We start from the raw sequence: 23356 nt of genomic DNA, 5'->3' as shown, positions 1-23356 counted from the left end.
TTCGCACAAGCACCCAATGAATACTCACGCACGCTCCGGGCGACCCAGGCGAACTGTTCCTACGCGCCCTCCATCGACGCTTGACTCACCGTGTGCCCCCCAATGCCCAGTTATCCGCTTCGTATCCTGCTGGTGGAGGATCATCCCTTTCAACTCCTCGCCACCCAGTGCCTGCTCAGAAGCTTCGGCTTCGCACGGGTGACCCCCGCCGAGAACGCCGAACAGGCTATCTGTTTAATGTCGCGGGCCGAGATGCCCTTCGACATCATCCTGTGCGATCAATGCCTGCCCGACCTGCCTGGACTCGAGCTGATTGAAATCGCCAGTCGCCGACGCTTTACCACAACTGCCATCCTCCTGAGTGGACTGCCCGCGACAGAACTCGCCGCCCTGATAGACCAAGCGGTGGACCGTGGCCTGCCATTGCTCGGCTATTTGTCAAAACCGCTCAACAAAGATGAGCTGGCACGTTTGATCTGCCCATTACTCAGGTCACACATGTAGGATTTTAAACATCAGGCCCCGAAGAAAATGCTCTGTACCGAGCCAGCTAATTCCATAGCGGCAACATTTAATTCATTCATCTCACAAGCGCTGGCATTTCACTTCGCACAGCCTGAGCAACGGGTAGGCCTTTACCTTTTTTAATGTAGGAACTTTCCTGTTTTATATCTACTCCCCCCTGAGCTCATGCTCCCACCTCCCCTTCTGAGCTAATGTGCCCGCTTTATTTGCACTTGCACGGAATGTGATCATGAACTCAGTTTTTATTATCGATGACCACCCGGTTATACGGCTTGCCATCCGAATGTTGTTGGAACACGAAGGTTACAAAGTGGTGGGAGAAACGGACAACGGATGCGATGCCATACAAATGGTCCGCGAATGCTTGCCTGACCTCATCATCCTCGATATCAGCATCCCCAAGCTCGACGGGCTCGAGGTGCTCTGCCGGTTCAACGCCATGAACACGCAGATGAAAACCCTGATTCTGACGGCCCAGTCCCCCACCTTGTTCGCCACACGCTGCATGCGCTCGGGCGCCGACGGCTACGTATGCAAGGAAGGCGACCTGAGCGAATTGCTGAGCGCCATCCGCGCGGTGTTGTCCGGCTACAACTACTTTCCCAGCCAGGCACTGAACAGCAGTGGTGCAGACGGCTGCGACTCCCAGGAACTTGAACTGTTCAAGAACGTCAACGACCGCGAACTTATGGTTTTGCAACTTTTTGCACAAGGCCGCACCAATAAGGAAATTGCAAAAGGTATGTTCCTGAGCAACAAAACAGTAAGCACTTACAAAAAGAGGCTGATGCAAAAACTTCAAGCCAAATCCTTGGTAGAACTTATCGAGATGGCAAAACGAAACGCGCTAGTGTGAGAAAGCGGATGCCCAGGCGTATAAAGGACTATCTGATTATATTGAGTGCCGGTTTGTGCTTGAGCACCGCCGTGCTCGCGAACCATCAAACGGGCCCGGAACATTTCACCTTGTTGAGCCGTGCAGGCTCCGTTCAACTGGAAACAAACCTTAACAAGGCCCAGCGCCAATGGCTGCAAAACAAGCGCGAACTGGTATTGGGCACTGCGGCCCCTGACTATCCTCCGTTCGACCTCACGTCCAGCGGTCGCGACTACGAAGGACTTACCGCTGATTACGCCGGCCTGTTGGCCAAGGCGCTGGCCTTGCCAGTGAAAGTACTGCGCTATCCTTCCCGTGAAGCGGCGATCCGCGCGCTTGAAGCCGGGGATATCGATCTACTGGGCTCCTCCAACGGCTTCGAGGCGGCGAACCCGAACCTCACGCTGTCCGAACCCTATGCCGTCGACCAACCGGTGCTGGTCACCCGCGAAGGTGAAACCCGCAGCCTGAACGATGGCCTGGCCGGCATGCGCCTGGCCCTGGTCTACCACTACCTGCCCCTGGACGAAGTGGAAAAGCTGTACCCCCAGGCAATCATCCGTGCCTACCCCTCTTATCAAAATGCCCTGAATGCGGTGGCGTTCGACCAGGCTGACGTGTTCCTCGGCGATACCATTTCCACCCATTACATGATCAACAAGGGCTACCTGAAGAACATCCGCATGGCCAACTTCGGTAAACACGAAGCCTACGGGTTCAGCTTTGCCATGCCCCAACACCAGCGCACCCTCTTGAGTATTGTTGACGCGGTTCTGACCACCGTGCCCATGAACGAACGGGAAATGATCGCCAAGCGCTGGAGCGCCGGCAGCGACATCTTGCTGTCCGACCAGAAACTGCAACTGACCCAACGCGAAGAGCGCTGGTTGAAAGACCATCCGGTAGTCAAGGTGGTTGTGAATGAAACCTTCGCACCCCTGACCTTTTTTGATGCCGACGGCAACTTTCGCGGCATCACCGCCGACCTGCTGGAGTTGGTCCGCCTGCGCACCGGGCTGCGCTTCGAGATCCAGCGCGAACGCGACGTCAACGCAATGATCGAGCAGGTGGACACCGGCAAGGCCGACATTATCGGGGCCATCGTGCCCAGCGCCGAGCGGGAGGCGCAACTGAACTTCAGCCGGCCCTACCTGGAAAACTCCTATGTCCTGCTGACACGCAAAGAACCCAATGCCCCCTCGAACCTGGAGCAGATGGCCGGCAAACGCCTGGCAATCACGCCGGGCAACCCTCTGGAGGCTATCCTTCGTCGCGACTTTCCCCAGGTCCAACTGGTAAAAGCCAGCGACACCTTCAAGGCTTCGGAACTGTTGGCCCAGGGACACGTGGAAGGCGCGGTGAACTCCCTGGTGGTCGCCAACTACTTCCTGTCGTCCCAGGTGTTCCAGGACAAGCTGCAGATGAGTACGAGCATCGGCACCTTCCCGGCCATGTTTGCCCTGGCCACATCGCGCAGTGCCACCGAACTCAGCTCGATCCTCGACAAGGCCCTGTTGAGCATCGCCCCGGATGAACTGGGGGTGATCAACAGCCGCTGGCGGGGCTACACCGCCGCCTCCGACAGCTACTGGCGCGACTACCACCAACTGATAGCCCGTATCATCATCGGCACCGGGCTGCTACTGCTGATCTCCCTGGCCTGGAACGCCTACATGCGCCGTCAGATCAAGCACCGCAAGATGGCCGAGCGGGCCCTCAACGATCAGTTCGAATTCATGCGCGCGCTGGTCAATGAAACCCCGCACCCCATCTATGTGCGTGATCGTAAAGGCCTGCTGCAGACCTGCAACGACAGCTACCTGCAAGTGTTTGAGGTCAAGCGCGAGGATGTGATCGGCAAAAGTGCCCTGCAGATGAGCGAAGCCCTGGAGACGGACGCGGAGCAGTACCATGCCGACTACCAGCGGGTAATGGCCGAAGGTAACCCGCTGATCCTGGACCGCACCCTGCATATCCGCGGGGAAAAACTGACGATCTATCACTGGATCCTGCCCTACCGCGATTCTACCGGGGAGGTGCAAGGGATCATCGGTGGCTGGATTGACATCAGCGAGCGCCGCCAATTGTTCGATGAGATCCGCGCGGCCAAAGAGCGCGCCGACGAAGCCAATCGGGCCAAAAGCACGTTCCTCGCGACCATGAGCCATGAAATACGCACGCCGATGAACGCGGTGATCGGCATGCTGGAGCTGACCCTCAAACGCGCCGACCATGGCCACCTGGATCGCCCGGCCATCGAAGTCGCGTACAACTCGGCCAAGGACCTGCTGGAGCTGATCGGCGATATCCTGGACATCGCACGTATCGAGTCCGGCCGCCTGAGCCTGGCGCCGGAACGGGTCAACCTGCGCGAGGTGATCGAGTCGGTGGTGCGTGTCTTCGACGGCCTGGCGCGCCAGAAAACCCTCAGCCTGTCCCTTGAGTTCAAACCCGACCAGGACGACACCGAAGTCCTGATCGACCCGCTGCGCTTCAAGCAGGTGCTGTCGAACCTGATCAGCAATGCCATCAAGTTCACCGAACGTGGCCAGGTAAAAATCCGCGTCGACGTATTGCCCACCGAACTGGCGCAACAGGTCGAGATGAAGCTGGTGGTGGAGGATACCGGGATAGGTATCAGCCGCGATGACCAGAAACGCCTGTTCGAACCCTTTGCCCAGGCCGACAATTCCGGGCAGCTCGCCAGGAGCGGCGCGGGCCTGGGGCTGGTGATCTGCCGCAGCCTGTGCGCAATGATGGGTGGAGAGCTGAGCCTGAGCAGTGTGCCCATGGTGGGCACCCAGGTGCATGTCAACCTGCGAATGCCGCGACTGCAGCCGGAACAGGCAGCCGATGAACAGAAACCCGAGAAGCCCGCAACCACGCCGGTACTCAATGTGTTGGTGGTGGACGACCATCCCGCCAACCGCTTGCTGATGTGCCAGCAACTGGGCTACCTGGGCCACCAGTTCACCGCAGCCCAGAATGGCGCAGCCGGTTTCCAGGCATGGCGCCAGGAACGCTTCGACTTGGTCATCGCCGACTGCAACATGCCCATCATGAATGGCTACGAGTTGAGTCGTTCGATTCGCGAATACGAACAGCGCGAGCAACTGGCACCGTGCGTGGTGCTTGGGTTTACCGCCAATGCACAGCCTGAAGAGAAACAACGCTGTGCTCAGGCCGGCATGAACGATTGCCTGTTCAAACCCATCAGCCTCACGACCCTGGAGCGGCAACTGGCGCAGATCGCCCCTCAAACAGTGGACTTGCACCTGGACCTTGGCAACTTCGAGGCGTTGACCGGCGGCGATCCACAGTTGAATGGGCGACTGCTGGAGGAGCTGTTGAGCAGCAGCCGGAATGATCGCCAGGCACTGACCGCGCTGATAACCGCACACGCCCCGCTTCAGGAGATCATTGAGCAGGCCCACAAGATCAAGGGTGCCGCCCGTATTGTTCAGGCGGCCTCATTGGCCGGGCAGTGCGAAACCCTCGAACAGGCGTGTGCCCGTGGTGATGACTGGGCGTTAATCGAGGCGGGTGCGAAAACCCTGGAAAAGTTCATGCTGGAACTGGAGCGGTTGCTGCAAGTGCAACTCCACAGCCCGGAGGGTCAGTAAGGGGCATTGCTGCCCCTTGCGTGATCAGCAGTCGGTCAGACGCAGGAAAATCGCCGCCAGCTGTTCAATGCCCGCCTGGTCCTGGAGCGTAAAGCGTGCGAGCGACGGGCTGTCGAGGTCAAGAACGCCAACCAGCTTGCCGTCCTTGACCAAAGGCACCACCAGCTCACTGTTCGATGCGCTGTCGCAGGCAATGTGCCCGGGGAACGCATGCACATCCTCCACCCGCTGGGTCTGCCGCGTTGCGGCCGCCGCCCCGCAGACCCCGCGACCAAAGGGAATGCGCACACAGGCGATCTGGCCCTGGAACGGTCCGAGCACCAGCTCTTCGTTACGGTTCAGATAGAAGCCGGCCCAGTTCAAGTCGTCCAGTTGATTGAACAGGAACGCGGAGAACTGCGCACTGTTGGCGATGAAGTCGCGCTCATCGGCCAGCAGCGACTCCAGTTGCGCGCAGAGCATCGCATAGCCATCCAGGCCGGTGCCTGCGCTATTTAGATCGATCATGGTTGAAGCTCCAACAATTTAAGGCCTACCCAGTAACGGGCAAATTGGTACGCGCAACGGCCGTTGCGGTTGCCGCGACCGGTCGCCCAGCGCACGGCGAGGATGTCGAGGGCTTCATCGCGCTGCCATTGCAAACCGGCCTTGCTCGCCAGCTCACCGATCCAGTGCTCCACCACATCCAGGAAATGCTCCTGGGTAAACGGATAGAACGACAGCCACAGGCCAAAACGGTCGGACAAGGCAATCTTGTCTTCCACCGCTTCGCTGGGGTGCAGCTCGCCATCCACGCGTTTCCAGTTGTCATTGTCGCTTTGGTTCTCCGGGACCAGGTGACGGCGGTTGGAGGTCGCGTACAGCAGCACGTTTTCCGGAGCCTGTTCGAGGGAGCCGTCCAGCACGCTTTTCAGCACGCGGTAATCGCCTTCGCCGGCCTCGAACGACAGGTCATCACAGAACAGGATAAAGCGCTGCGGCAACTTGAGCAGTTGCTCGACCACACGCGGCAGATCAGCGAGATGATCACGCTCGATTTCGATCAGGCGCAGGCCCGCCTTGGCATGCTGGGCCAGCAACGCGCGCACCATGGACGATTTACCGGTGCCACGCGAACCCCACAGCAGTGCATGGTTGGCGGGCAGGCCATCGATGAATTGCTGGGTATTGCGCGCCAGTGTTTCACGTTGCTTGTCCACGCCAATCAGGTCGGACAGGCGCATGTCCAGGCTCACGTCCAGCGGCAACAGGAAACCACTGCGGCCTTCGCGCTGCCAGCGCGCAGCCAGGCACTGGTTCCAATCGATGGCTTGGCGCGGCGCGGGCAACAACGGCTCCAGGCGGGCGAGCACGGTTTCAGCCCGTTCAAGAAAGGCATTCAATCGAGAGTCCACGATTATTCCTCTGGCAAGTTCTTGCAAAAGATGGCGTATTGGCAACCCTGCGGCAGACCGCACGAGGCTGCGTAAAAAACGATTCATGCCGGGTAAGCCAGAGCTTGTGGATGTTCAGCTATGCTTGCCGGGCGAAGGGAAACGTGAAGTGGTTCAACACTCGATGGATATCAAGTTCGCCCACCGCTTGTCTTATAAACAAGCCAGATTGACTGTGCTGGTCGGTTTCGTCTTGGGAACCTTGCTCAGCCTGATCCAAATCGGTATTGATTATGCCAGCGAAGATGCATCCATCAACCGTGAAATTCGCTCGCTGATCGAAATCAGCCACAACCCCGCGTCACGCATCGCCTACAACATCGACGCCGAACTGGCCCAGGAACTGACCCTGGGCCTTTTGCACTCCCCCGCCATCGTCCACGCCCAGTTGATCGACAACAACGGCGTGGTGCTGGCCGATGTCGACCGCCCGCGCAAAGAAAGCACCTACCGTCCTATCAGCGACTTCCTGTTCGGTGCCAACCGCCAGTTTGAGGACCGGCTGTTCCTCAGTCACATGCCCAACGAGTCCCTTGGGGTGCTGCGCCTGGATGTGGACACCTACGCCTTTGGCAGCCGCTTTCTGCGCCGTGCCGAGATCACGCTACTCAACGGCTTCGCCCGCAGCCTGTTGCTGACCGGCATCCTGCTGGGCCTGTTCTACGTAATGTTGACCCAGCCTTTGGTGCGCATCATCCGCGAGCTGAGCAATCGCCGGCAGGCCCGCCTGGACTGCCCGCCAGGCCACGAGCACGACGAGATCGGCGTGCTGGTGAACGTTGCCAACCAGCAGTTCGAGAACATGGAGACGGAGATCCAGCAACGCCGTCACGCTGAAGATCGGCTGACCGAGTATCTGGGGCAACTGGAAGACATCGTCTCCGCCCGCACCCTGGAGCTCAAGGCCAGCAACCAGCGGCTGAGCCAGTCTAACGACGAACTGGAAGCCGCAAAAATGCACGCGCTGGGCATGGCCCAGGCGCGGGCGGCCTTCCTGGCCAACATGAGCCACGAGATTCGCACCCCGCTCAATGGCCTGCTGGGGATGATCGCGCTGTCGCTGGACAGCCCGCTCAACGCCGAGCAACGCCAGCAACTGTCCATCGCCCATGACTCGGGCAAGGTGCTGGTGGAATTGCTTAACGATATCCTCGACCTGTCCAAGTTCGACGCCGGCCAGTTGGAGCTGGAGCACATCCCGTTCGACCTGGGTTCACTGATGGAAGACACCGCCAACCTGCTGTCGCAGAACGCGGCGCCGAGCGTCGAACTGACCTGCCTGATCGACCCGCAGTTTCCCGCCCAGGTCTTGGGTGACCCGACCCGCGTGCGGCAAATCGTCAGTAACCTGCTGTCCAACGCCTTGAAATTCACCCGCTTCGGCCGTGTGGATGTTCGCCTCAGCGCGCAGGAGGGCCGGGTACGCATCGAGGTGTGTGATACCGGCATCGGCATTGCGCAGGAAGCCCAGGTGAAAATCTTCCAACCCTTTACCCAGGCCGGTGCCGGCATCACCCGTCAGTTTGGCGGCACGGGCCTGGGCCTGGCGTTGACGCACAACCTGTGTGAAGCCATGCAGGGCCGCTTGAGCATCAGCTCGGAGGTGGGCTTCGGCAGCCAATTCTGCGCAGACTTGCCGTTGCCGATCCATTTGCCTGCGGTGCAACCGACACCGCTCAAGGGTGACGTCATCGCCATTACCAGTGTCGGCAGTGGCCTGACAGAGCTGCTCACCACCCTGCTGCCCCACTGGGGGCTGACACCGCACTGCTACACGCAAGACGATGACTTGAGCGGGCAAACCCCGGACCTGCTGATCACCGACTGCCCCGAATGCCTGTTCCGCCTGCGCCCCGCCATTAGCGCCCCCATCCTGCTGGTGACCGCCTATGGCAATTTCATGCCCAGCGAAGAAGTCGCGGCACTGGCACCGTTGCAGCAACAGGCGCGCCCGTTGAGCCGCAACGCGCTGTATCAGATCCTGCAACGTAACCTGCGCAGCGAAGCGCAACTGATCCTCGACCCGATCCAGATGGACGCTGCGCCCCTGATGCACCGGGCGCGCATCCTGCTGGTGGAGGACAACCCGGTCAACCAACTGGTGGCCAAGGGCATGCTCGGCAAACTGGGGTGTGAGGTGATCGTGGCCGCCCACGGTGGCGAAGCACTCAGGCTGCTTGAGGAACAACCCTTCGACATGGTGCTGATGGACTGCAATATGCCAGTGATGGATGGTTACGAGGCCAGCCGACAGATCCGTCGCAGCGGGCGCTGGCCGGACCTGCCGATCGTCGCACTGACCGCCAACGCCCTGTCGGAAGAACGCGAGCGTTGCCGGGCCGCAGGCATGAATGACTACCTGGCCAAGCCGTTTCGCCGCGAGGAGCTCAGCGGATTGCTGGACCTGTGGGTGCCGAAGGCGACAAGTCTGTGATCTGCCGGAGCAACTGGTCGAGGCCATCGCGCAACGTGTCGGCCTGGTTCAGGTCGATACCGCTGTCGCACAGCAGCCGGGTCTTCAGGCCATGGGCCTGGTCGCGCAGTTGCACACCGCTTTCGCTGAGGCCCAGGTGCACTTCGCGCTCATCCCTGGCGCTGCGCTGGCGCCTGACCCAGCCGAGCTGCTCAAGGCGTTTGAGCAGCGGCGTGAGCGTGCCAGAGTCGAGCATCAGGCGTTCGCCCAACGCCTTGACCGTGGGTTGCGCCGGCGTTGCGGCATGCCACTCCCATAGCACCAGCATCACCAGGTACTGCGGGTAGGTCAGGCCGAGTTGATCCAGCATCGGCTTGTAGGCACGGGTCACCGCCCGCGATGCTGCGTAGAGCTTGAAACACAGTTGATGGTCGAGCGCCAGGGAGACGGTCATTTGAGCAGGGCTTCAATCTCTTGGGTCAGGTCCTGCGGCTTGGTGGTCGGGGCAAAACGCTTGACCACCTGGCCGTCACGGCCAATGAGGAACTTGGTGAAGTTCCACTTGATCCCCTTGGAACCCAGCAGGCCCGGTGCCTGCTTTTTCAGCTGTACGAACAAAGGGTGGGCGTCGCTGCCATTCACGTCGATCTTTTTGAACAGCGGGAAGCTGACACCAAAATTCAGCTCGCAGAATTCGGAAATCGTGCCTTCGTTACCGGGCTCTTGTTTGCCGAACTGGTTGCAAGGAAACCCCAATACCACCAAACCCTGGTCCTTGTACTGCTGCCAGAGTTGCTCCAGGCCTTTGTACTGTGGGGTGAAGCCGCACTTGCTCGCCGTGTTGACCACGAGAATGGCCTTGCCGGCGAAATCGGCCAAGGTCTTTTGCTCACCCTTGATGGTGGTGCAAGGAATGCTCAGCAGGTTGTTGCTCATGGCAGTGCCTCGATGGGGGGAAAGAAGGGAAAAGATAGTAGGCAATTAAATTGCATGCAATTTAATTGGCAAAATTGATACCTCGCTATCACCCCTCCCTTGTAGGAGCCCGGCTCGCCGGCGATAGCGTCCGTGAGATCGCCATCGCCGGCAAGCCGGGCTCAGGGGTGCCGCGCCGTTCAATTCAACGCGCGACGAGGTCCAGGCACACCGAATTGATGCAGTACCGCAAGCCGGTCGGCGGCGGGCCGTCCGGGAACACGTGGCCCAAGTGCGCATCGCATTTGGCGCAGGTGACTTCGGTGCGGATCATGCCGTGGCTGACATCGCGGATCTCGATCATCGCGCTGTCGGCGATCGGCTCGTAGAAACTCGGCCAGCCGCAGCCCGCGTCGAACTTGGTACTGGAATCGAACAGCGGTTCGTTGCAGCAAATGCAGTGGTACACGCCATCCGTGGTGGTGGCGTTGTACTTGCCGGAGAACGGGCGCTCAGTACCCTTCAGTCGACACACCTGATATTGCGCGGGGTCGAGCATTTCCCGCCATTCCTCCAGCGTTTTCTGCAACTTTTCCATCGGTACACCTCGGCAACTGAAAAAGCCTGATCTGTGTCTTTTCCATGGATCAGGCGGCACGTATGATTGCGCCTCTTCAAAACGCCAGTCTGGCACCCGCGCTACCGGCATTCAAACGTATTTATGGGTGCGGCCTTCGCAGGATTCACAGTACGGTAGTGCCCACACCGTCTGGATCGTTCATTTTCAGGATCACATCGCCATGCAGGTCAGCAAATCGAACAAGCTCGCCAACGTCTGCTACGACATTCGCGGCCCAGTGCTCAAGCACGCCAAACGCCTGGAAGAGGAAGGCCATCGCATCCTCAAGCTGAACATTGGCAACCCGGCGCCCTTTGGTTTCGAAGCGCCGGACGAAATCCTCCAGGACGTGATCCGCAACCTGCCCACTGCCCAAGGCTACAGCGACTCCAAAGGCCTGTTCAGTGCGCGCAAGGCCGTGATGCAGTACTACCAGCAGAAGCAGGTCGAAGGTGTCGGCATCGAGGACATCTACCTGGGCAATGGCGTGTCCGAACTGATCGTGATGTCCATGCAGGCCCTGCTCAACAATGGCGACGAAGTACTGGTACCGGCGCCGGACTACCCGCTGTGGACCGCCGCCGTGACCCTGGCCGGTGGCCACCCGGTGCACTACCTGTGTGACGAAGGCGCCGACTGGTTCCCGGACCTGGCCGACATCAAGGCCAAGATCACCCCGAACACCAAGGCCCTGGTCATCATCAACCCGAACAACCCGACCGGCGCCGTTTACTCCAAGGAAGTGCTGCTGGGCATGCTCGAACTGGCACGCCAGCACAACCTGGTGGTGTTCTCCGACGAGATCTACGACAAGATCCTCTACGATGACGCCGTGCACGTATGCACTGCCTCCCTGGCGCCAGACCTGCTGTGCCTGACCTTCAACGGCCTGTCCAAGTCCTACCGCGTGGCGGGTTTCCGCTCCGGCTGGATCGCCATCTCCGGTCCCAAGCACAACGCCCAGAGCTACATCGAAGGCATCGACATGCTGGCCAACATGCGCCTGTGTGCCAACGTGCCGAGCCAGCACGCCATCCAGACCGCCTTGGGCGGCTACCAGAGCATCAATGACCTGGTCCTGCCCCAAGGCCGCCTGCTGGAGCAGCGCAACCGCACTTGGGAACTGCTCAATGCGATCCCGGGCGTCAGCTGCGTAAAACCCATGGGAGCGCTGTATGCGTTCCCGCGGATCGACCCCAAGGTATGCCCGATCCTCAACGACGAAAAGTTCGTGCTCGACCTGCTGCTGTCGGAAAAGCTACTGGTGGTGCAAGGCACCGCGTTCAACTGGCCGTGGCCGGATCACTTCCGCGTGGTGACGTTGCCGCGCGTGGATGACCTGGACATGGCCATCGGTCGTATCGGCAACTTCCTCAAGTCCTATCGCCAGTAAGGGAAACGGCGCCGTACGACCGACAATCGGTCGTACGGCGAGTATCTGGCAACACTTCTCTGCCCCTCTTCTACCTTGCCACCTCGCTGGCGCCGAAAAAGCCCCCCACACCCCATAATCACAGGGCTTCAAGGCAACGGTGAACCGATCAAACGACCTTTTCCCTATCGGAAATTCCCTTCAAGCCTCTACATTCAGGCTGTAGGACACAGTTTGAAATAGTCGCTCGGTTGAATCACCCCATGCGGCACCTTATATACCCCGCAGTACGCGACATATTAAGCATGAGGAGAACTCTACAACCATGATGCGCATCCTGCTGTTCTTGGCCACTAACCTTGCGGTCGTGCTGATTGCCAGCATCACCTTGAGCCTTTTCGGCTTCAACGGGTTCATGGCGGCCAACGGGGTTGACCTGAACCTCAATCAGCTGCTGGTCTTCTGTGCGGTCTTTGGTTTTGCCGGCTCGCTGTTCTCGCTGTTCATCTCCAAGTGGATGGCGAAGATGAGCACCAGCACCCAGGTCATCACCCAGCCACGTACCCGGCATGAGCAATGGTTGCTGCAAACCGTCGAGGAGTTGTCGCGCGAGGCCGGCATCAAGATGCCTGAAGTCGGGATCTTCCCGGCCTATGAAGCCAACGCCTTTGCCACCGGCTGGAACAAGAACGACGCACTCGTTGCGGTCAGCCAGGGCATGCTGGAACGCTTCTCGTACGATGAAGTGAAGGCCGTGCTGGCCCACGAGATCGGCCACGTGGCCAACGGTGACATGGTCACCCTGGCGCTGGTCCAGGGTGTGGTGAACACCTTCGTGATGTTCTTCGCGCGGATCATCGGCAACTTTGTCGACAAGGTCATCTTCAAGAACGAAGGCGGCCGCGGCATTGCCTACTTCGTGGCGACCATCTTCGCCGAAGTGGTGCTGGGTTTCCTGGCCAGCGCGATCACCATGTGGTTTTCGCGCAAACGGGAGTTCCGTGCAGACGAAGCCGGGGCACGCCTGGCCGGTACCGGGGCAATGATCGCAGCGCTGCAACACCTGCGCTCCGAACAAGGCCTGCCGGTGCATATGCCGGACAGCCTGACCGCCTTCGGCATCAACGGCGGTATCAAGCAGGGCATGGCTCGCCTGTTCATGAGCCACCCGCCGCTGGAAGAACGGATCGACGCGTTGCGTCGTCGGGGCTGACAGGCGACAGCAACACAAAAAAGGGGCGATCTGATCGCCCCTTTTTTGCAGGTCTGAAGGCCTCATCGGGGGCAAGCCCCCTCTCACATTTTGCATGCGTTCACACATCAAAAGTGGGAGGGGGCTTGCCCCCGATAGCGATCGGTAAATTCAGCGCCTGGTTAACTGATACACCCGTTCATCCAGCCGTGTGACGCCGTCCTGCACAAACTTCCAGCTCTCCCCCAGGATGTCTTGCTCCTCAAGCACCTTCAACGCCCAGTGCGGCCCGAGCAGCACCGCCACCTCATCGTCAGCCACCGCAAAGGGCGGGCCGGCTTTTTGCGTCTGGTCATAGTCAAGGGTGATCAGCAGGCCCTGACAGCCAGGACGCAGGCAAGCATTCAAATGCTCGGTATATTGCGCACGCATCAGCGGCGGCAAAGCGATCAGTGCGGCGCGATCATAAAGCGCAGCGCAACCAGCTAACACTTCAGGCTCCAGGGCAAAAAAGTCGCCGCACCACACTTCGATCAAATCTGCCTGGTACACCTTGAACGCGCCACGTTCGGTGATTCGCGGGACGAGATTTTGTTCGTTGAAGAACGCCTCGACCGCCTGCTCAGAAAGCTCTACACCGAGCACATGCAAACCTTGGGCGGCCAGCCATATCAGGTCCAGGCTCTTGCCACACAGCGGCACCAATACTTTGGCGCCATCGGCCAACCGCGGCCAGTGCCGTTGCAGGTAGGGGTTGACCTCGGGCAAGTGAAAGCCGATCTGATTATTCGCCCAGCGCTCCTGCCAAAACTTAGGCTCCATAGATCCTCCATAAAATTCGATCAAATGGCACTAAAACTTATATTAGATTTAGATCAATGATCTGATTGAAGATGGGCCCATGTTAACGCTCAGGACCCTACTTATGCTCCCCAGCCTGTTTATCTCCCACGGATCGCCCATGCTCGCCCTGCAACCCGGCGCCAGTGGCCCGGCGCTGCAACGGCTAGCGGCCGAGATGCCACGGCCCCAGGCAATCGTGGTGGTGTCGGCGCACTGGGAAAGCTCTGAACTCCTGGTCAGCGGCAGCGCCGCGCCCGAAACCTGGCACGACTTCGGCGGCTTCCCCCGCGAGCTGTTTGCCGTGCAGTACCCGGCACCGGGTGACCCGCAGCTGGCCGGCAAGATTGTCGAGCTGCTGCACGCCGATGGCCTACCTGCGCGCATCGATGACCGTCGCCCCTTCGACCACGGCACCTGGGTGCCGCTGTCGCTGATGTACCCGGCGGCAGATATCCCGGTGGTGCAGGTGTCGTTGCCCAGTCGTATGGGGCCTGCCCTGCAGACCCGCGTCGGGCATGCTCTTGCGGGCCTGCGTGAGCAAGGTGTGTTGTTGATCGGCTCTGGCAGCATCACCCACAACCTGGGCGAGTTGGACTGGCACGCGGGACCGGAGAGCATCGAGCCATGGGCGCGGGATTTCCGCGATTGGGTGGTGGATAAGCTGGCAGCCAACGATGAAACCGCGCTGCACGACTATCGCCGCCTGGCACCGAATGCCGTGCGCAGCCATCCCAGCGATGAACACTTGCTGCCGCTGTACTTTGCACGAGGTGCCGGTGGCGAATTCAGCGTGGCACACCACGGATTCACCATGGGCGCGCTGGGCATGGACATCTACCGCTTCGGCTAAGGTAAGTTTCAGGCAAAAAAAATCCCCGAACCAGTCGGGGATTTTTTACTTGCGATCAATCAGCCCAAGGGCGGATCAATCTTCGCGGTAGCGACGCAGTTTGAGCTGCTTACCGGCAACGCGAGTGTCTTTCAGCTTGGTCAGCAGTTTTTCCAGACCGTCTTCAGGCAGCTCCACCAGGGAGAAGCTGTCACGGACCTGGATGCGACCGATGGCTTCACGTGCCAGGCCACCCTCATTGAGGATAGCGCCCAGCAGGTTCTTGGCAGCAATGCCATCACGCGCGCCCAGCGCGGTACGGCAACGCGCACGGCCTTCAGCCAATGGAACCGGAGCACGACGCTCACGATCACCACGGTCTGGACGGTCGCCGGAACGCTCTGGACGATCACCGCGTGGCGCGCTGTTCGGCACCAGTGGACGTTCTTTCTCGATGGCCGCCAGGGTCAGGGCCTGACCGTTGGTTGCCTTGCGCAGCAGGGCTGCAGCCAGGGCACGCGGGGTGCAACCGATGTCGGCGGTCAGGCGGTCCAGCAGGTCGCCGTGGGTCGATTCAGCGTCGGCCACCAGTGGCGCCAGGCTGTTGGTCAGTTTCTTGATGCGGGCATCGAGAACTGCCTGGGCATCCGGCAGGCGCACTTCAGCGACTTTCTGACCGGTCACACGCTCGATCACTTGCAGCATGCGGCGCTCACGCGGAGTCACCAGCAGCAGTGCACGACCTTCGCGACCGGCACGGCCGGTACGGCCGATACGGTGCACGTAGGACTCTGGGTCGTATGGCATGTCAACGTTGAACACGTGGGTGATACGTGGAACGTCGAGGCCACGGGCAGCAACGTCGGTCGCTACAACGATGTCCAGGCGGCCATCCTTGAGGGAGTCGATCACGCGCTCACGCTGGTTCTGGGCGATGTCACCGTTCAGCGCAGCGGCTTTGTAGCCCTTGGCTTCCAGGGCACTGGCCAGGTCCAGGGTCGCTTGCTTGGTGCGCACGAACATGATCAGGGCGTCGAAGTCTTCGACTTCCAGCAGGCTCAATACAGCCGAGGTCTTCTGGTCAGCGTGAACCAACAGGTGAGCCTGTTCGATCGCGGTAACGGTCTGGGTCTTGGTCTGGATTTTCACGTGTTGCGGATCGCGCAGGTGGCGTTCGGCAATGGCACGGATCGACTGCGGCAGGGTGGCCGAGAACAATACAGTCTGACGGGTCGGTGGCAGTGCCTTGAAGATGACTTCCAGGTCATCCATGAAGCCCAGCTTCAACATTTCGTCAGCTTCGTCCAGAACCAGGTGGTTCACGGTCGACAGGACTTTCTCGTCACGACGCAGGTGGTCGCACAGACGGCCCGGGGTGGCGACAACGATCTGTGCGCCATTGCGGATTGCCTTGAGTTGCGGGCCCATAGGCGCGCCACCGTAAACGGCCACAACGGTTACGCCTGGCATTTGCTTGGCGTAGGTTTCAAAAGCGGTTGCTACTTGCAGCGCCAACTCACGAGTTGGCGCCAGGATCAGGGCTTGCGGTTCGCGCTTGGCAGGATCGATGCAATGCAGGATAGGCAGGGCGAACGCGGCGGTTTTACCGGTACCGGTTTGCGCCTGGCCAATCATGTCCTGGCCGGCCATGATGATCGGGATCGATTGCTGCTGAATCGCCGAAGGTTCTTCGTAGCCGGTCGCTGCGACTGCTGCAAGAATATTCGGGTTAAGATTAAAAGCGGCGAAGCCGCCGGTTTCCTGGGTCATGGGTCTGCCTCTAAGTGCATCCGCAAAGACCCATGCTCCAAAGCTGCGCATGCCGTGTTGAGACTCAAGAGTCGCCCTGGCTGCTTTGTCGGCGGGGATTTGCGAAAACGAATGAATGAAAAAGATTCGTCAAGGGAGAGTCCGCTGTGCGGACGTGCAGCCGAAGCTGACTTCGGGGAATTGCGCTACCTAAACGCGGCCCGGTTAAAGGCCGGCGCGCACTATACCGGAAATAGCTGAAAAAGGGAGCTTTTTTTATCGTAAGGCACCGATAAACCGCGCTGCATCACAGTCTTTGCAGATAACACCGCCAGGGTCTATTTTTCAGAGGCCCGGCCCTGCTGGTCATAACGCTTAAACGGTTCACCTGACCTTTGCGGTCCTTTGGTCCGAAACCTTTCCCCGCGCCCGAGGGCACACCCGATGAATCAAGCCAGCAGCAGCCGCGTCAGCCGTGAACTCCAGGGTCATGTCTTGCTTTTGGGTCTGGACCGGGTGGCCAAACGCAACGCGTTCGACCTCGACCTGCTCAATGAGCTGAGCCTGGCGTATGGCGAATTTGATCGAAATGACGACGCTCGGGTGGCCGTGGTATTTGCCCATGGCGACCACTTTACCGCCGGGCTGGACCTGGCCAATGTCAGCAGCGTGATGGCCAGTGGCTGGCAGCCGCCTCTGGGCGGTTGTGATCCGTGGGGCGTGTTTGCCGGCCCGCGCGTGAGCAAACCGGTGATCGTCGCGGCCCAGGGCTACTGCCTGACCATCGGGATAGAGTTGATGCTGGCCGCAGATATCAACCTCTGTGCGAGCAACACGCGCTTTGCGCAGATGGAAGTGCAGCGTGGCATCTTTCCGTTCGGCGGCGCGACGCTGCGCCTTCATCAGATCGCCGGCTGGGGCAACGCGATGCGCTGGCTGCTCACCGGCGACGAATTCGATGCCCATGAAGCCCTGCGCCTGGGCCTGGTGCAGGAAGTGATGGCCAGCGAGGACTTGCTGCCCCGCGCCGTCGAACTCGCCAACCGCATCGCCCGCCAGGCACCGCTGGGCGTGCAGGCTACGTTGATGTCGGCACGGCTGGCGCGGATGGAAGGCGAGACCGTGGCGGCCGCCGCATTACAGCCGATGGTGGATAAACTGCTCAATAGCGAGGATGCCAAGGAAGGGGTGCTGGCGATGGTGGAGAAGCGGCCAGGGGTGTTCAAAGGTATTTAGTCGTCGTCAGTGATGGCCTCTTCGCGGGCAAGCCCGCTCCCACAGGGGAATGCATTTCAACAGGGGAATGCAGTCCAAATGTGGGAGCGGGCTTGCCCGCGAAAGGGCCAGTTCAGGCAATCAAGTAGCCGGCCGGATCGCCTTGATCAACGCCTGCAACGAATACCCCAGGCGTGGCACCAATGCCTCGGCACGCGCCGTCAAAGCTTGCATATCCAGCTCCTGATCCAACTCCGAAGGCACCAGCAAAATCACATTGCCCTCCTTCACCGGCAGCTCCCAGTAATGCCGGTGATACAACCCGCGCAACAATGCCGCGCCCAGCGGCTTGCCATCATCGGTGGCCCATTGGTTGATCACCAGCCAACCGCCAGGGTTGAGTTTTTTCTGGCAGTTCTCCAGGAAGGTCCACGCCAGATGCCCGACGCCGGGACCGACATCGGTATAGAGGTCGACGAAAATCAGGTCGGCCGACTCGGCTGTCTCCAGCAATTGCAATGCGTCGCCAATGCGGATGTACAGCCGCGGGTCGTCATCCAGCCCAAGGAACTCAATGGCCAGACGTGGCACATCGGGGCGCAGTTCGATGGCTTCCACATCTTCCAGCGGCAGGAACTTGAGGCACGCCTGGGTCAGCGTGCCGGCGCCCAGGCCGAGGAACAGCGCGCTCTCGGGTTGTTCATGACACAACGCACCGATCAGCATCGCACGGGTGTAGTCGTACTCCAGCCAGCTCGGATCAGCGGTGAACACGCAGCTTTGCTCGATGGCGTCGCCAAACTCGAGAAAACGGTAATCGGCCACTTCGAGCACACGGATCATGCCGAAATCATCATGGACTTCGGCCAGCAGGCGCTCGACACGCTCCTCGGTCATCACTACTCCTAACGGGTTTGCTGCACGGCAAAGGCGCGATTGTCGGCCAACCGACGGCAACAGGTCACGCACTAATTGCTGATAACATTGGCGCCCCACCGTCAATCAGCCAATCGAGTTCATGATGAGCCAACCCTGGAGCCCCGACAGCTGGCGCGCCCTGCCGATCCAGCAACAACCCCGGTACCCGGACGCTGCACACTTGCTGCAAGTGGAGCAGAACCTGGCCAGCTACCCGCCACTGGTGTTCGCCGGGGAGGCCCGCGAGTTGCGCCGCCAGTTTGCCGAGGTGACCCAGGGCCGCGCATTCCTGCTGCAAGGCGGCGATTGCGCCGAGAGCTTTGCCGAGTTCTCCGCCGCAAAAATCCGCGACACGTTCAAAGTGCTGCTGCAAATGGCTATCGTGATGACCTTCGCCGCCGGCTGCCCGGTGGTCAAGGTCGGGCGCATGGCGGGCCAGTTCGCCAAGCCGCGTTCGGCCAATGATGAAACCATCGACGGTGTCACACTGCCCGCCTACCGTGGCGACATCGTCAATGGCATCGGTTTCGACGAAAAAAGCCGCGTGCCGGACCCGGACCGCCTGCTGCAGTCCTACCACCAGTCCACTGCCACCCTTAACCTGCTGCGCGCCTTTGCCCAGGGCGGTTTTGCCGACCTGCACCAGGTGCACAAGTGGAACCTGGATTTCATCGCCAACTCCGCGCTGGCCGAGAAGTACAGCCAGTTGGCCGACCGCATCGACGAAACCCTGGCCTTCATGCGCGCCTGCGGCATGGACAGCTCGCCGCAACTACGCGAGACCAGCTTCTTCACCGCCCATGAAGCGCTGCTGCTCAACTATGAACAAGCCTTCGTGCGCCGCGACAGCCTGACCAACGACTACTACGACTGCTCGGCGCATATGCTGTGGATCGGCGACCGCACTCGCCAGTTGGACGGTGCCCACGTCGAGTTCCTGCGCGGGGTGAACAACCCGATCGGGGTCAAGGTCGGGCCGAGCATGAACCCGGATGACCTGATCCGCCTGATCGATATCCTCAACCCGGACAACGACCCCGGCCGCCTCAACCTGATCGCGCGCATGGGCGCCGGCAAGGTCGGCGATCACCTGCCCCACCTGATTCGCGCCGTGCAGCGCGAGGGCAAGCAAGTGCTGTGGAGCTCGGACCCAATGCATGGCAACACCATCAAGGCCAGCAGCGGCTACAAGACCCGCGACTTTGCGCAGATCCTGGGCGAGGTGAAGGAATTCTTCCAGGTGCACCAGGCCGAAGGCACCTATGCGGGCGGGATCCATATCGAGATGACCGGGCAGAACGTCACCGAATGCATCGGTGGCGCGCGGCCGATCACCGAGGATGGATTGTCGGACCGTTATCACACCCACTGCGACCCACGCATGAATGCCGATCAGTCGCTGGAGTTGGCGTTTCTGATTGCCGAGACATTGAAGCAAGTCAAACGCTGAGTTTTCAGTTGCCTTCAGGGCCTCATCGGGGGCAAGCCCCCTCCCACATTTTGATCTGTGAATACATTCAAGTGTGGGAGGGGCGGTGCGACGATTCGACTTGCCCCCGATGAGGCCCTAAAGACCAACCCCCATGCTGATCATCGCCGCCCGCAACCGGTCGGCACTGGGCCTTTGGCAGTTGAGCTGCACCTGCTCCAGCCCCAGCCAGTCGGCCATTTGCCGCAGGTTCTGCGCCAGCGCCAACATCCCTTCCTCATCCAACCCCGGCTCTTCTTCGTGCACCGCATGCACCGCCAGGCGCCCATTGGCGCGTTCGGCACGCAGGTCGACGCGCGCGGCGATCCGCTCGTTGTGCAGGAACGGCAGCACGTAGTAGCCGTACACCCGCTTGTCTTGCGGGGTATAGATCTCCAGCCGGTAACGGAAGTCGAACAGCCGCTCGGTGCGACTGCGCTCCCAGACCAGCGAATCAAATGGCGACAACAAGGCGCTGGCCGGCACTTTGCGCGGCACTTTGGCATCGGGCAGGCAGTACGCCGGTTGTTTCCAGCTTTGTACCTGGCACGTCAACAATCGACCGTCTTCCACCAATTCAGCAAGGCGAGTGCGGCTGTCGGCCGGGTCGAGACGGAAGTAATCACGCAGGTCTTTTTCAGTACCGACCCCCAACGCGGTGGCGCTGTGCAGCAATAAGCCGCGCTGGGCCTCGGTTTCAGTCACAGAGGTTTGAAGGATATCGCCGGGAATGACCCGCTCCGGCAAATCATAGAGCCGCTCGAACCCGCGCCGGCCGGCGACCGTGACCAGGCCAGCGGCAAACAGCCATTCCAACGCGTGCTTTTCGTCGCTCCAGTCCCACCACGGGCCGGCGCGCTCCTCGCGGGTCGACAAGCTGCCGGCACCCAGCGCGCCCTGTTGCTCGACGGTCTGCAGCACCCGCTGAATAGTGGCCTGTTGCTCACGCCCAAAACGTGCCATTTGCGAATAAATGCCCTGCCCTTGCCTGGCCCGCTCCATGCGCCAGCGCATCAGCGGGTACAGCGCCATCGGCAACAGCGATGCCTCATGCCCCCAATATTCGAACAGCGAACGCCGCCGCCCCTGGCTCCAGGCGGCCTGTTCAAGTATCAGCGGGGAGTAGTTGCCCAAGCGGGAAAACAGCGGCAGGTAATGGGAGCGCACCACGGCATTGACCGAATCGATCTGCAACACGCCCAGGCGCTCGATCATGCGGTTGAGGTGCGCAGCCTTGATCAGTGCAGGCGCCTGGCGTCCGGAAAAACCCTGGGCCGCCAGCGCCATGCGTCGAGCTTGCTTGAGTGAAAAAGACAGGTCGGCGGGCATGGGTTTCTCCGTGGGGACTCGCCGACTACCCTACTGCATCCGCGATTATTTTCGCAGCGGGTCTTGCCAGAAATGCAGGTGGCGCTCCTGCTCCACGTCGCCGCGATTGAGGCCGATGTCCTTGAGCGCATCATCACTCAAGGTCGCCAGCATCTGGCGCTCCTCATGCAGCGCCTGCCAGCGCGCAACCTTGTGAAACAGCCCGGCAAACGGACGTTTCGCCAGCAATACAAAACCTCTTTGACCTTTCATCTTCTCGCCCTCCAGTGGGGATGGCGCAAGTGTGTGCCTGGCCTTATGATCAATCCAACGAATGTTTTTTATGCAATGCATCTCGGAGATTGATCAATTGTCCGGCTACCCGAGCATCGACACTGAAGTGCTGCGCACCTTCGTCGCCATCGCTGACGAGGGCGGCTTTACCCGCGCTGGCGAACGGGTCAACCGCACACAATCGGCGGTGAGCATGCAGATGAAACGCCTGGAAGAAGACGTATTGCAGCGCAAGTTGTTCGAACGCGATGGTCGGCAGGTGCGGCTGACGCCCGAGGGCCAGGTCTTGCTGGGCTATGCGCGGCGCATCCTGAAACTGCACAGCGAAGTGTTCAACACCCTGCGCGAGCCGCACATGGTCGGGTTGGTGCGCATCGGCACGCCGGACGACTACGTGATGCGTTTCCTGCCAGGCATCCTCAAGCGGTTTTCCAAGGCATATCCGCTGATCCAGATCGAGATGCACTGCGAGGCGTCGACGGTGTTGATGCAGCGCCGGGACCTGGCGCTGACCGTTATCAGCCGCGAACCCGGCAATGAAATCGGCGAGTTGCTGCGTACCGAGCGCATGGTGTGGGTGGCCGCGCCTTGCTTCTGCGTGGACGAACACGACGCGCTGCCGCTGGCAATTTCCGGGGTCGACAGCTTCTGCACCCAGTGGACCCGTGCGGCACTGGACGCCGCGGGGCGGGACTACCGACTGGCCTACCACAGTTCCAACGTGGCGGCGATTCAGGCCGTGGTGAGTTCCGGCCTGGCGGTGATGGTCAGCATGGAAAGCCTGGTGACCGACGATCTGCGGGTGCTCGGCAGCGAAGAAGGTTTTCCGCCGCTGCCATCGATGACGCTTCGATTGCTACGCAACCCGGCGATGACCTCCCCCATCACTGACTGCCTGGCGGAGTACATCCTCGAAGGATTCAAACTTTAAAAGTCAGCATCACCGCGCACACCACCAGGAAGCCGCAGAACAGGCCGCGCAGCACGCGCTCCGGCAATGCATGGGCGACCTTCACGCCCCAACTGATGCTGAGCAGGCCGCCAACGGCCAACGGCACGCCGATCATCCAGTCCACTTCCTGGTGCCAGGCGTAGGTGACCAATGTCACGCCGGTGCTCGGCAATGCCAAGGCCAGGGACAAACCTTGGGCAACCACCTGGGTTGTGCCGAACAAACTGGTCAACACCGGCGTTGCGACCACTGCCCCGCCTACGCCAAACAAACCGCCCATGGACCCGGAGGCGGCACCCAGTACCCCAAGCCATGGCCAGGAATAACGCATCTGCGCCGTCGGCGGCGCGTTACGGGTGAACATGCGCAGCAGGTTATAGGCGGATAGCGTCAACAGGAAGGCGATAAAACCGATGCGCATCGCACCCGCATCCAGCCCCACCGCCCAGATCGAGCCCAGCCAGGCAAACGTGAAACCCATGACGCCCAGCGGCAACGCATGGCGCAGCTCGATACGGTTGCGCTGGTGATAGCGCCACAGCGCCAGCATCACGTTGGGCACCACCATTACCAAGGCGGTGCCTTGGGCCAATTGCTGGTCCAGGCCGAACAACACGCCCAGCACCGGGATGGCAATCAACCCACCGCCAATGCCAAACAGGCCGCCCACCGTGCCGAGGGCCGCGCCCAAGATCAGGTACATCATTAAATCCAACACCGCTTGTTACTCCGCAATCCCAGGCCTTGCATGCTACGCAGTCGGCTCTGGCGCGGAAACGCACAGCAACGCACAATGGCTGTGCCAATCTCG

21 protein-coding genes are annotated in these 23356 nt (G+C 60.5%); 10 read left to right on the top strand and 11 right to left on the bottom strand.

Going from position 1 to position 23356, the window contains the following annotated elements; all coding sequences use genetic code 11:
• The first annotated feature begins 102 nt into the window (after nt 1–102).
• The 3 genes from M2497_RS09970 (at nt 103) to M2497_RS09960 (ending at nt 5025) form a co-directional block, all read left to right on the top strand.
• Nucleotides 103–504, top strand: a complete 402-nt coding sequence (locus M2497_RS09970; RefSeq protein WP_248487187.1) for a response regulator — start codon at nt 103–105, stop codon at nt 502–504.
• Between the two features lie 250 nt (nt 505–754).
• A complete protein-coding gene (locus tag M2497_RS09965) occupies nt 755–1381 on the top strand; it encodes a response regulator transcription factor (protein WP_248487185.1) in 627 nt (208 codons plus the stop codon).
• 8 nt (nt 1382–1389) lie between these two features.
• On the top strand, nt 1390–5025 hold the full coding sequence (locus M2497_RS09960; RefSeq protein WP_248487182.1) for a transporter substrate-binding domain-containing protein: 3636 nt from the start codon (nt 1390–1392) through the stop codon (nt 5023–5025).
• A 24-nt stretch (nt 5026–5049) separates the two neighbouring features.
• Here M2497_RS09960 and M2497_RS09955 read toward each other — a convergent pair whose 3' ends face one another.
• Together M2497_RS09955 and M2497_RS09950 are read right to left on the bottom strand one after the other, a co-directional pair.
• Nucleotides 5050–5532, bottom strand: a complete 483-nt coding sequence (locus M2497_RS09955) for a GAF domain-containing protein (protein WP_248487180.1) — start codon at nt 5530–5532, stop codon at nt 5050–5052.
• Nucleotides 5529–6419 (bottom strand): ATP-binding protein, encoded by an 891-nt coding sequence (locus M2497_RS09950; RefSeq protein WP_248487178.1) that lies wholly within the window; start codon nt 6417–6419, stop codon nt 5529–5531. Before M2497_RS09950 ends, M2497_RS09955 begins: the two co-directional genes overlap by 4 nt.
• Nucleotides 6420–6582: 163 nt before the next feature.
• On the opposite strand from M2497_RS09950, the gene M2497_RS09945 reads away from it, so the two are divergent.
• On the top strand, nt 6583–8892 hold the full coding sequence (locus M2497_RS09945) for an ATP-binding protein (protein WP_248487176.1): 2310 nt from the start codon (nt 6583–6585) through the stop codon (nt 8890–8892).
• Here the strand turns inward: M2497_RS09945 and M2497_RS09940 are convergent.
• The 3 genes from M2497_RS09940 to msrB all read right to left on the bottom strand — a co-directional run bounded on the left by M2497_RS09940 (nt 8846) and on the right by msrB (nt 10384).
• Nucleotides 8846–9325, bottom strand: a complete 480-nt coding sequence (locus M2497_RS09940) for a MarR family transcriptional regulator (RefSeq protein WP_248487174.1) — start codon at nt 9323–9325, stop codon at nt 8846–8848. The two genes, M2497_RS09945 and M2497_RS09940, sit on opposite strands and share 47 nt — an antisense overlap.
• Entirely contained in the window at nt 9322–9807 is a 486-nt protein-coding gene (locus M2497_RS09935) for a glutathione peroxidase (protein ID WP_248487172.1), read from the bottom strand. The genes M2497_RS09940 and M2497_RS09935 overlap by 4 nt, the downstream gene beginning before the upstream one ends.
• A gap of 184 nt (nt 9808–9991) precedes the next feature.
• The gene (gene msrB / locus M2497_RS09930; RefSeq protein ID WP_248487170.1) at nt 9992–10384 is read right to left on the bottom strand and encodes a peptide-methionine (R)-S-oxide reductase MsrB; all 393 of its coding nucleotides are present in this window, start codon (nt 10382–10384) and stop codon (nt 9992–9994) included.
• Between the two features lie 202 nt (nt 10385–10586).
• Between msrB and M2497_RS09925 the strand changes: the two genes are divergently transcribed.
• Nucleotides 10587–11798, top strand: a complete 1212-nt coding sequence (locus M2497_RS09925; RefSeq protein WP_016978462.1) for a pyridoxal phosphate-dependent aminotransferase — start codon at nt 10587–10589, stop codon at nt 11796–11798.
• 304 nt (nt 11799–12102) lie between these two features.
• Entirely contained in the window at nt 12103–12990 is an 888-nt protein-coding gene (gene htpX, locus M2497_RS09920) for a protease HtpX (protein ID WP_071496291.1), read from the top strand.
• 150 nt (nt 12991–13140) lie between these two features.
• Here htpX and M2497_RS09915 read toward each other — a convergent pair whose 3' ends face one another.
• Complete coding sequence (locus M2497_RS09915; protein WP_248487167.1) at nt 13141–13791, bottom strand: thiopurine S-methyltransferase; 651 nt, start codon at nt 13789–13791, stop codon at nt 13141–13143.
• Between the two features lie 103 nt (nt 13792–13894).
• Between M2497_RS09915 and M2497_RS09910 the strand changes: the two genes are divergently transcribed.
• A complete protein-coding gene (locus M2497_RS09910) occupies nt 13895–14662 on the top strand; it encodes a class III extradiol ring-cleavage dioxygenase (RefSeq protein WP_248487165.1) in 768 nt (255 codons plus the stop codon).
• 75 nt (nt 14663–14737) lie between these two features.
• Here the strand turns inward: M2497_RS09910 and M2497_RS09905 are convergent, their stop codons facing one another.
• Nucleotides 14738–16411 carry a DEAD/DEAH box helicase gene (locus M2497_RS09905; RefSeq protein ID WP_058427958.1) on the bottom strand — a complete coding sequence of 558 codons (1674 nt, stop codon included), beginning with the start codon at nt 16409–16411 and terminating at the stop codon, nt 14738–14740.
• A gap of 423 nt (nt 16412–16834) precedes the next feature.
• Between M2497_RS09905 and M2497_RS09900 the strand changes: the two genes are divergently transcribed.
• Nucleotides 16835–17626: a crotonase/enoyl-CoA hydratase family protein gene (locus tag M2497_RS09900; protein ID WP_248487163.1), complete on the top strand. Its 792-nt coding sequence runs from the start codon at nt 16835–16837 to the stop codon at nt 17624–17626.
• 120 nt (nt 17627–17746) lie between these two features.
• On the opposite strand, the gene M2497_RS09895 is transcribed toward M2497_RS09900, so the two are convergent.
• Entirely contained in the window at nt 17747–18502 is a 756-nt protein-coding gene (locus tag M2497_RS09895) for a spermidine synthase (RefSeq protein ID WP_179028839.1), read from the bottom strand.
• Nucleotides 18503–18626: 124 nt separating this feature from the next.
• On the opposite strand from M2497_RS09895, the gene M2497_RS09890 reads away from it, so the two are divergent.
• Nucleotides 18627–19973 carry a 3-deoxy-7-phosphoheptulonate synthase class II gene (locus M2497_RS09890; protein ID WP_058427961.1) on the top strand — a complete coding sequence of 449 codons (1347 nt, stop codon included), beginning with the start codon at nt 18627–18629 and terminating at the stop codon, nt 19971–19973.
• Between the two features lie 117 nt (nt 19974–20090).
• On the opposite strand, the gene M2497_RS09885 is transcribed toward M2497_RS09890, so the two are convergent.
• Both M2497_RS09885 and M2497_RS09880 read right to left on the bottom strand, forming a co-directional pair.
• Nucleotides 20091–21320 carry a winged helix-turn-helix domain-containing protein gene (locus tag M2497_RS09885; RefSeq protein WP_248487161.1) on the bottom strand — a complete coding sequence of 410 codons (1230 nt, stop codon included), beginning with the start codon at nt 21318–21320 and terminating at the stop codon, nt 20091–20093.
• Between the two features lie 45 nt (nt 21321–21365).
• Nucleotides 21366–21572 carry a DUF1127 domain-containing protein gene (locus M2497_RS09880; RefSeq protein WP_071496297.1) on the bottom strand — a complete coding sequence of 69 codons (207 nt, stop codon included), beginning with the start codon at nt 21570–21572 and terminating at the stop codon, nt 21366–21368.
• 70 nt (nt 21573–21642) lie between these two features.
• Between M2497_RS09880 and M2497_RS09875 the strand changes: the two genes are divergently transcribed.
• Complete coding sequence (locus tag M2497_RS09875; RefSeq protein ID WP_248487158.1) at nt 21643–22524, top strand: LysR family transcriptional regulator; 882 nt, start codon at nt 21643–21645, stop codon at nt 22522–22524.
• On the opposite strand, the gene M2497_RS09870 is transcribed toward M2497_RS09875, so the two are convergent.
• The gene (locus tag M2497_RS09870) at nt 22514–23263 is read right to left on the bottom strand and encodes a sulfite exporter TauE/SafE family protein (protein ID WP_248487156.1); all 750 of its coding nucleotides are present in this window, start codon (nt 23261–23263) and stop codon (nt 22514–22516) included. The two genes, M2497_RS09875 and M2497_RS09870, sit on opposite strands and share 11 nt — an antisense overlap.
• Nucleotides 23264–23356: the final 93 nt, after the last annotated feature.

Origin of the sequence: Pseudomonas sp. CYM-20-01, from assembly GCF_023169845.1 — a bacterium.
Lineage (GTDB): Bacteria > Pseudomonadota > Gammaproteobacteria > Pseudomonadales > Pseudomonadaceae > Aquipseudomonas > Aquipseudomonas azotoformans.
The sequence above is the reverse complement of the archived record's forward strand: the minus strand, read 5'-3'. Positions and strand labels throughout refer to the sequence as shown.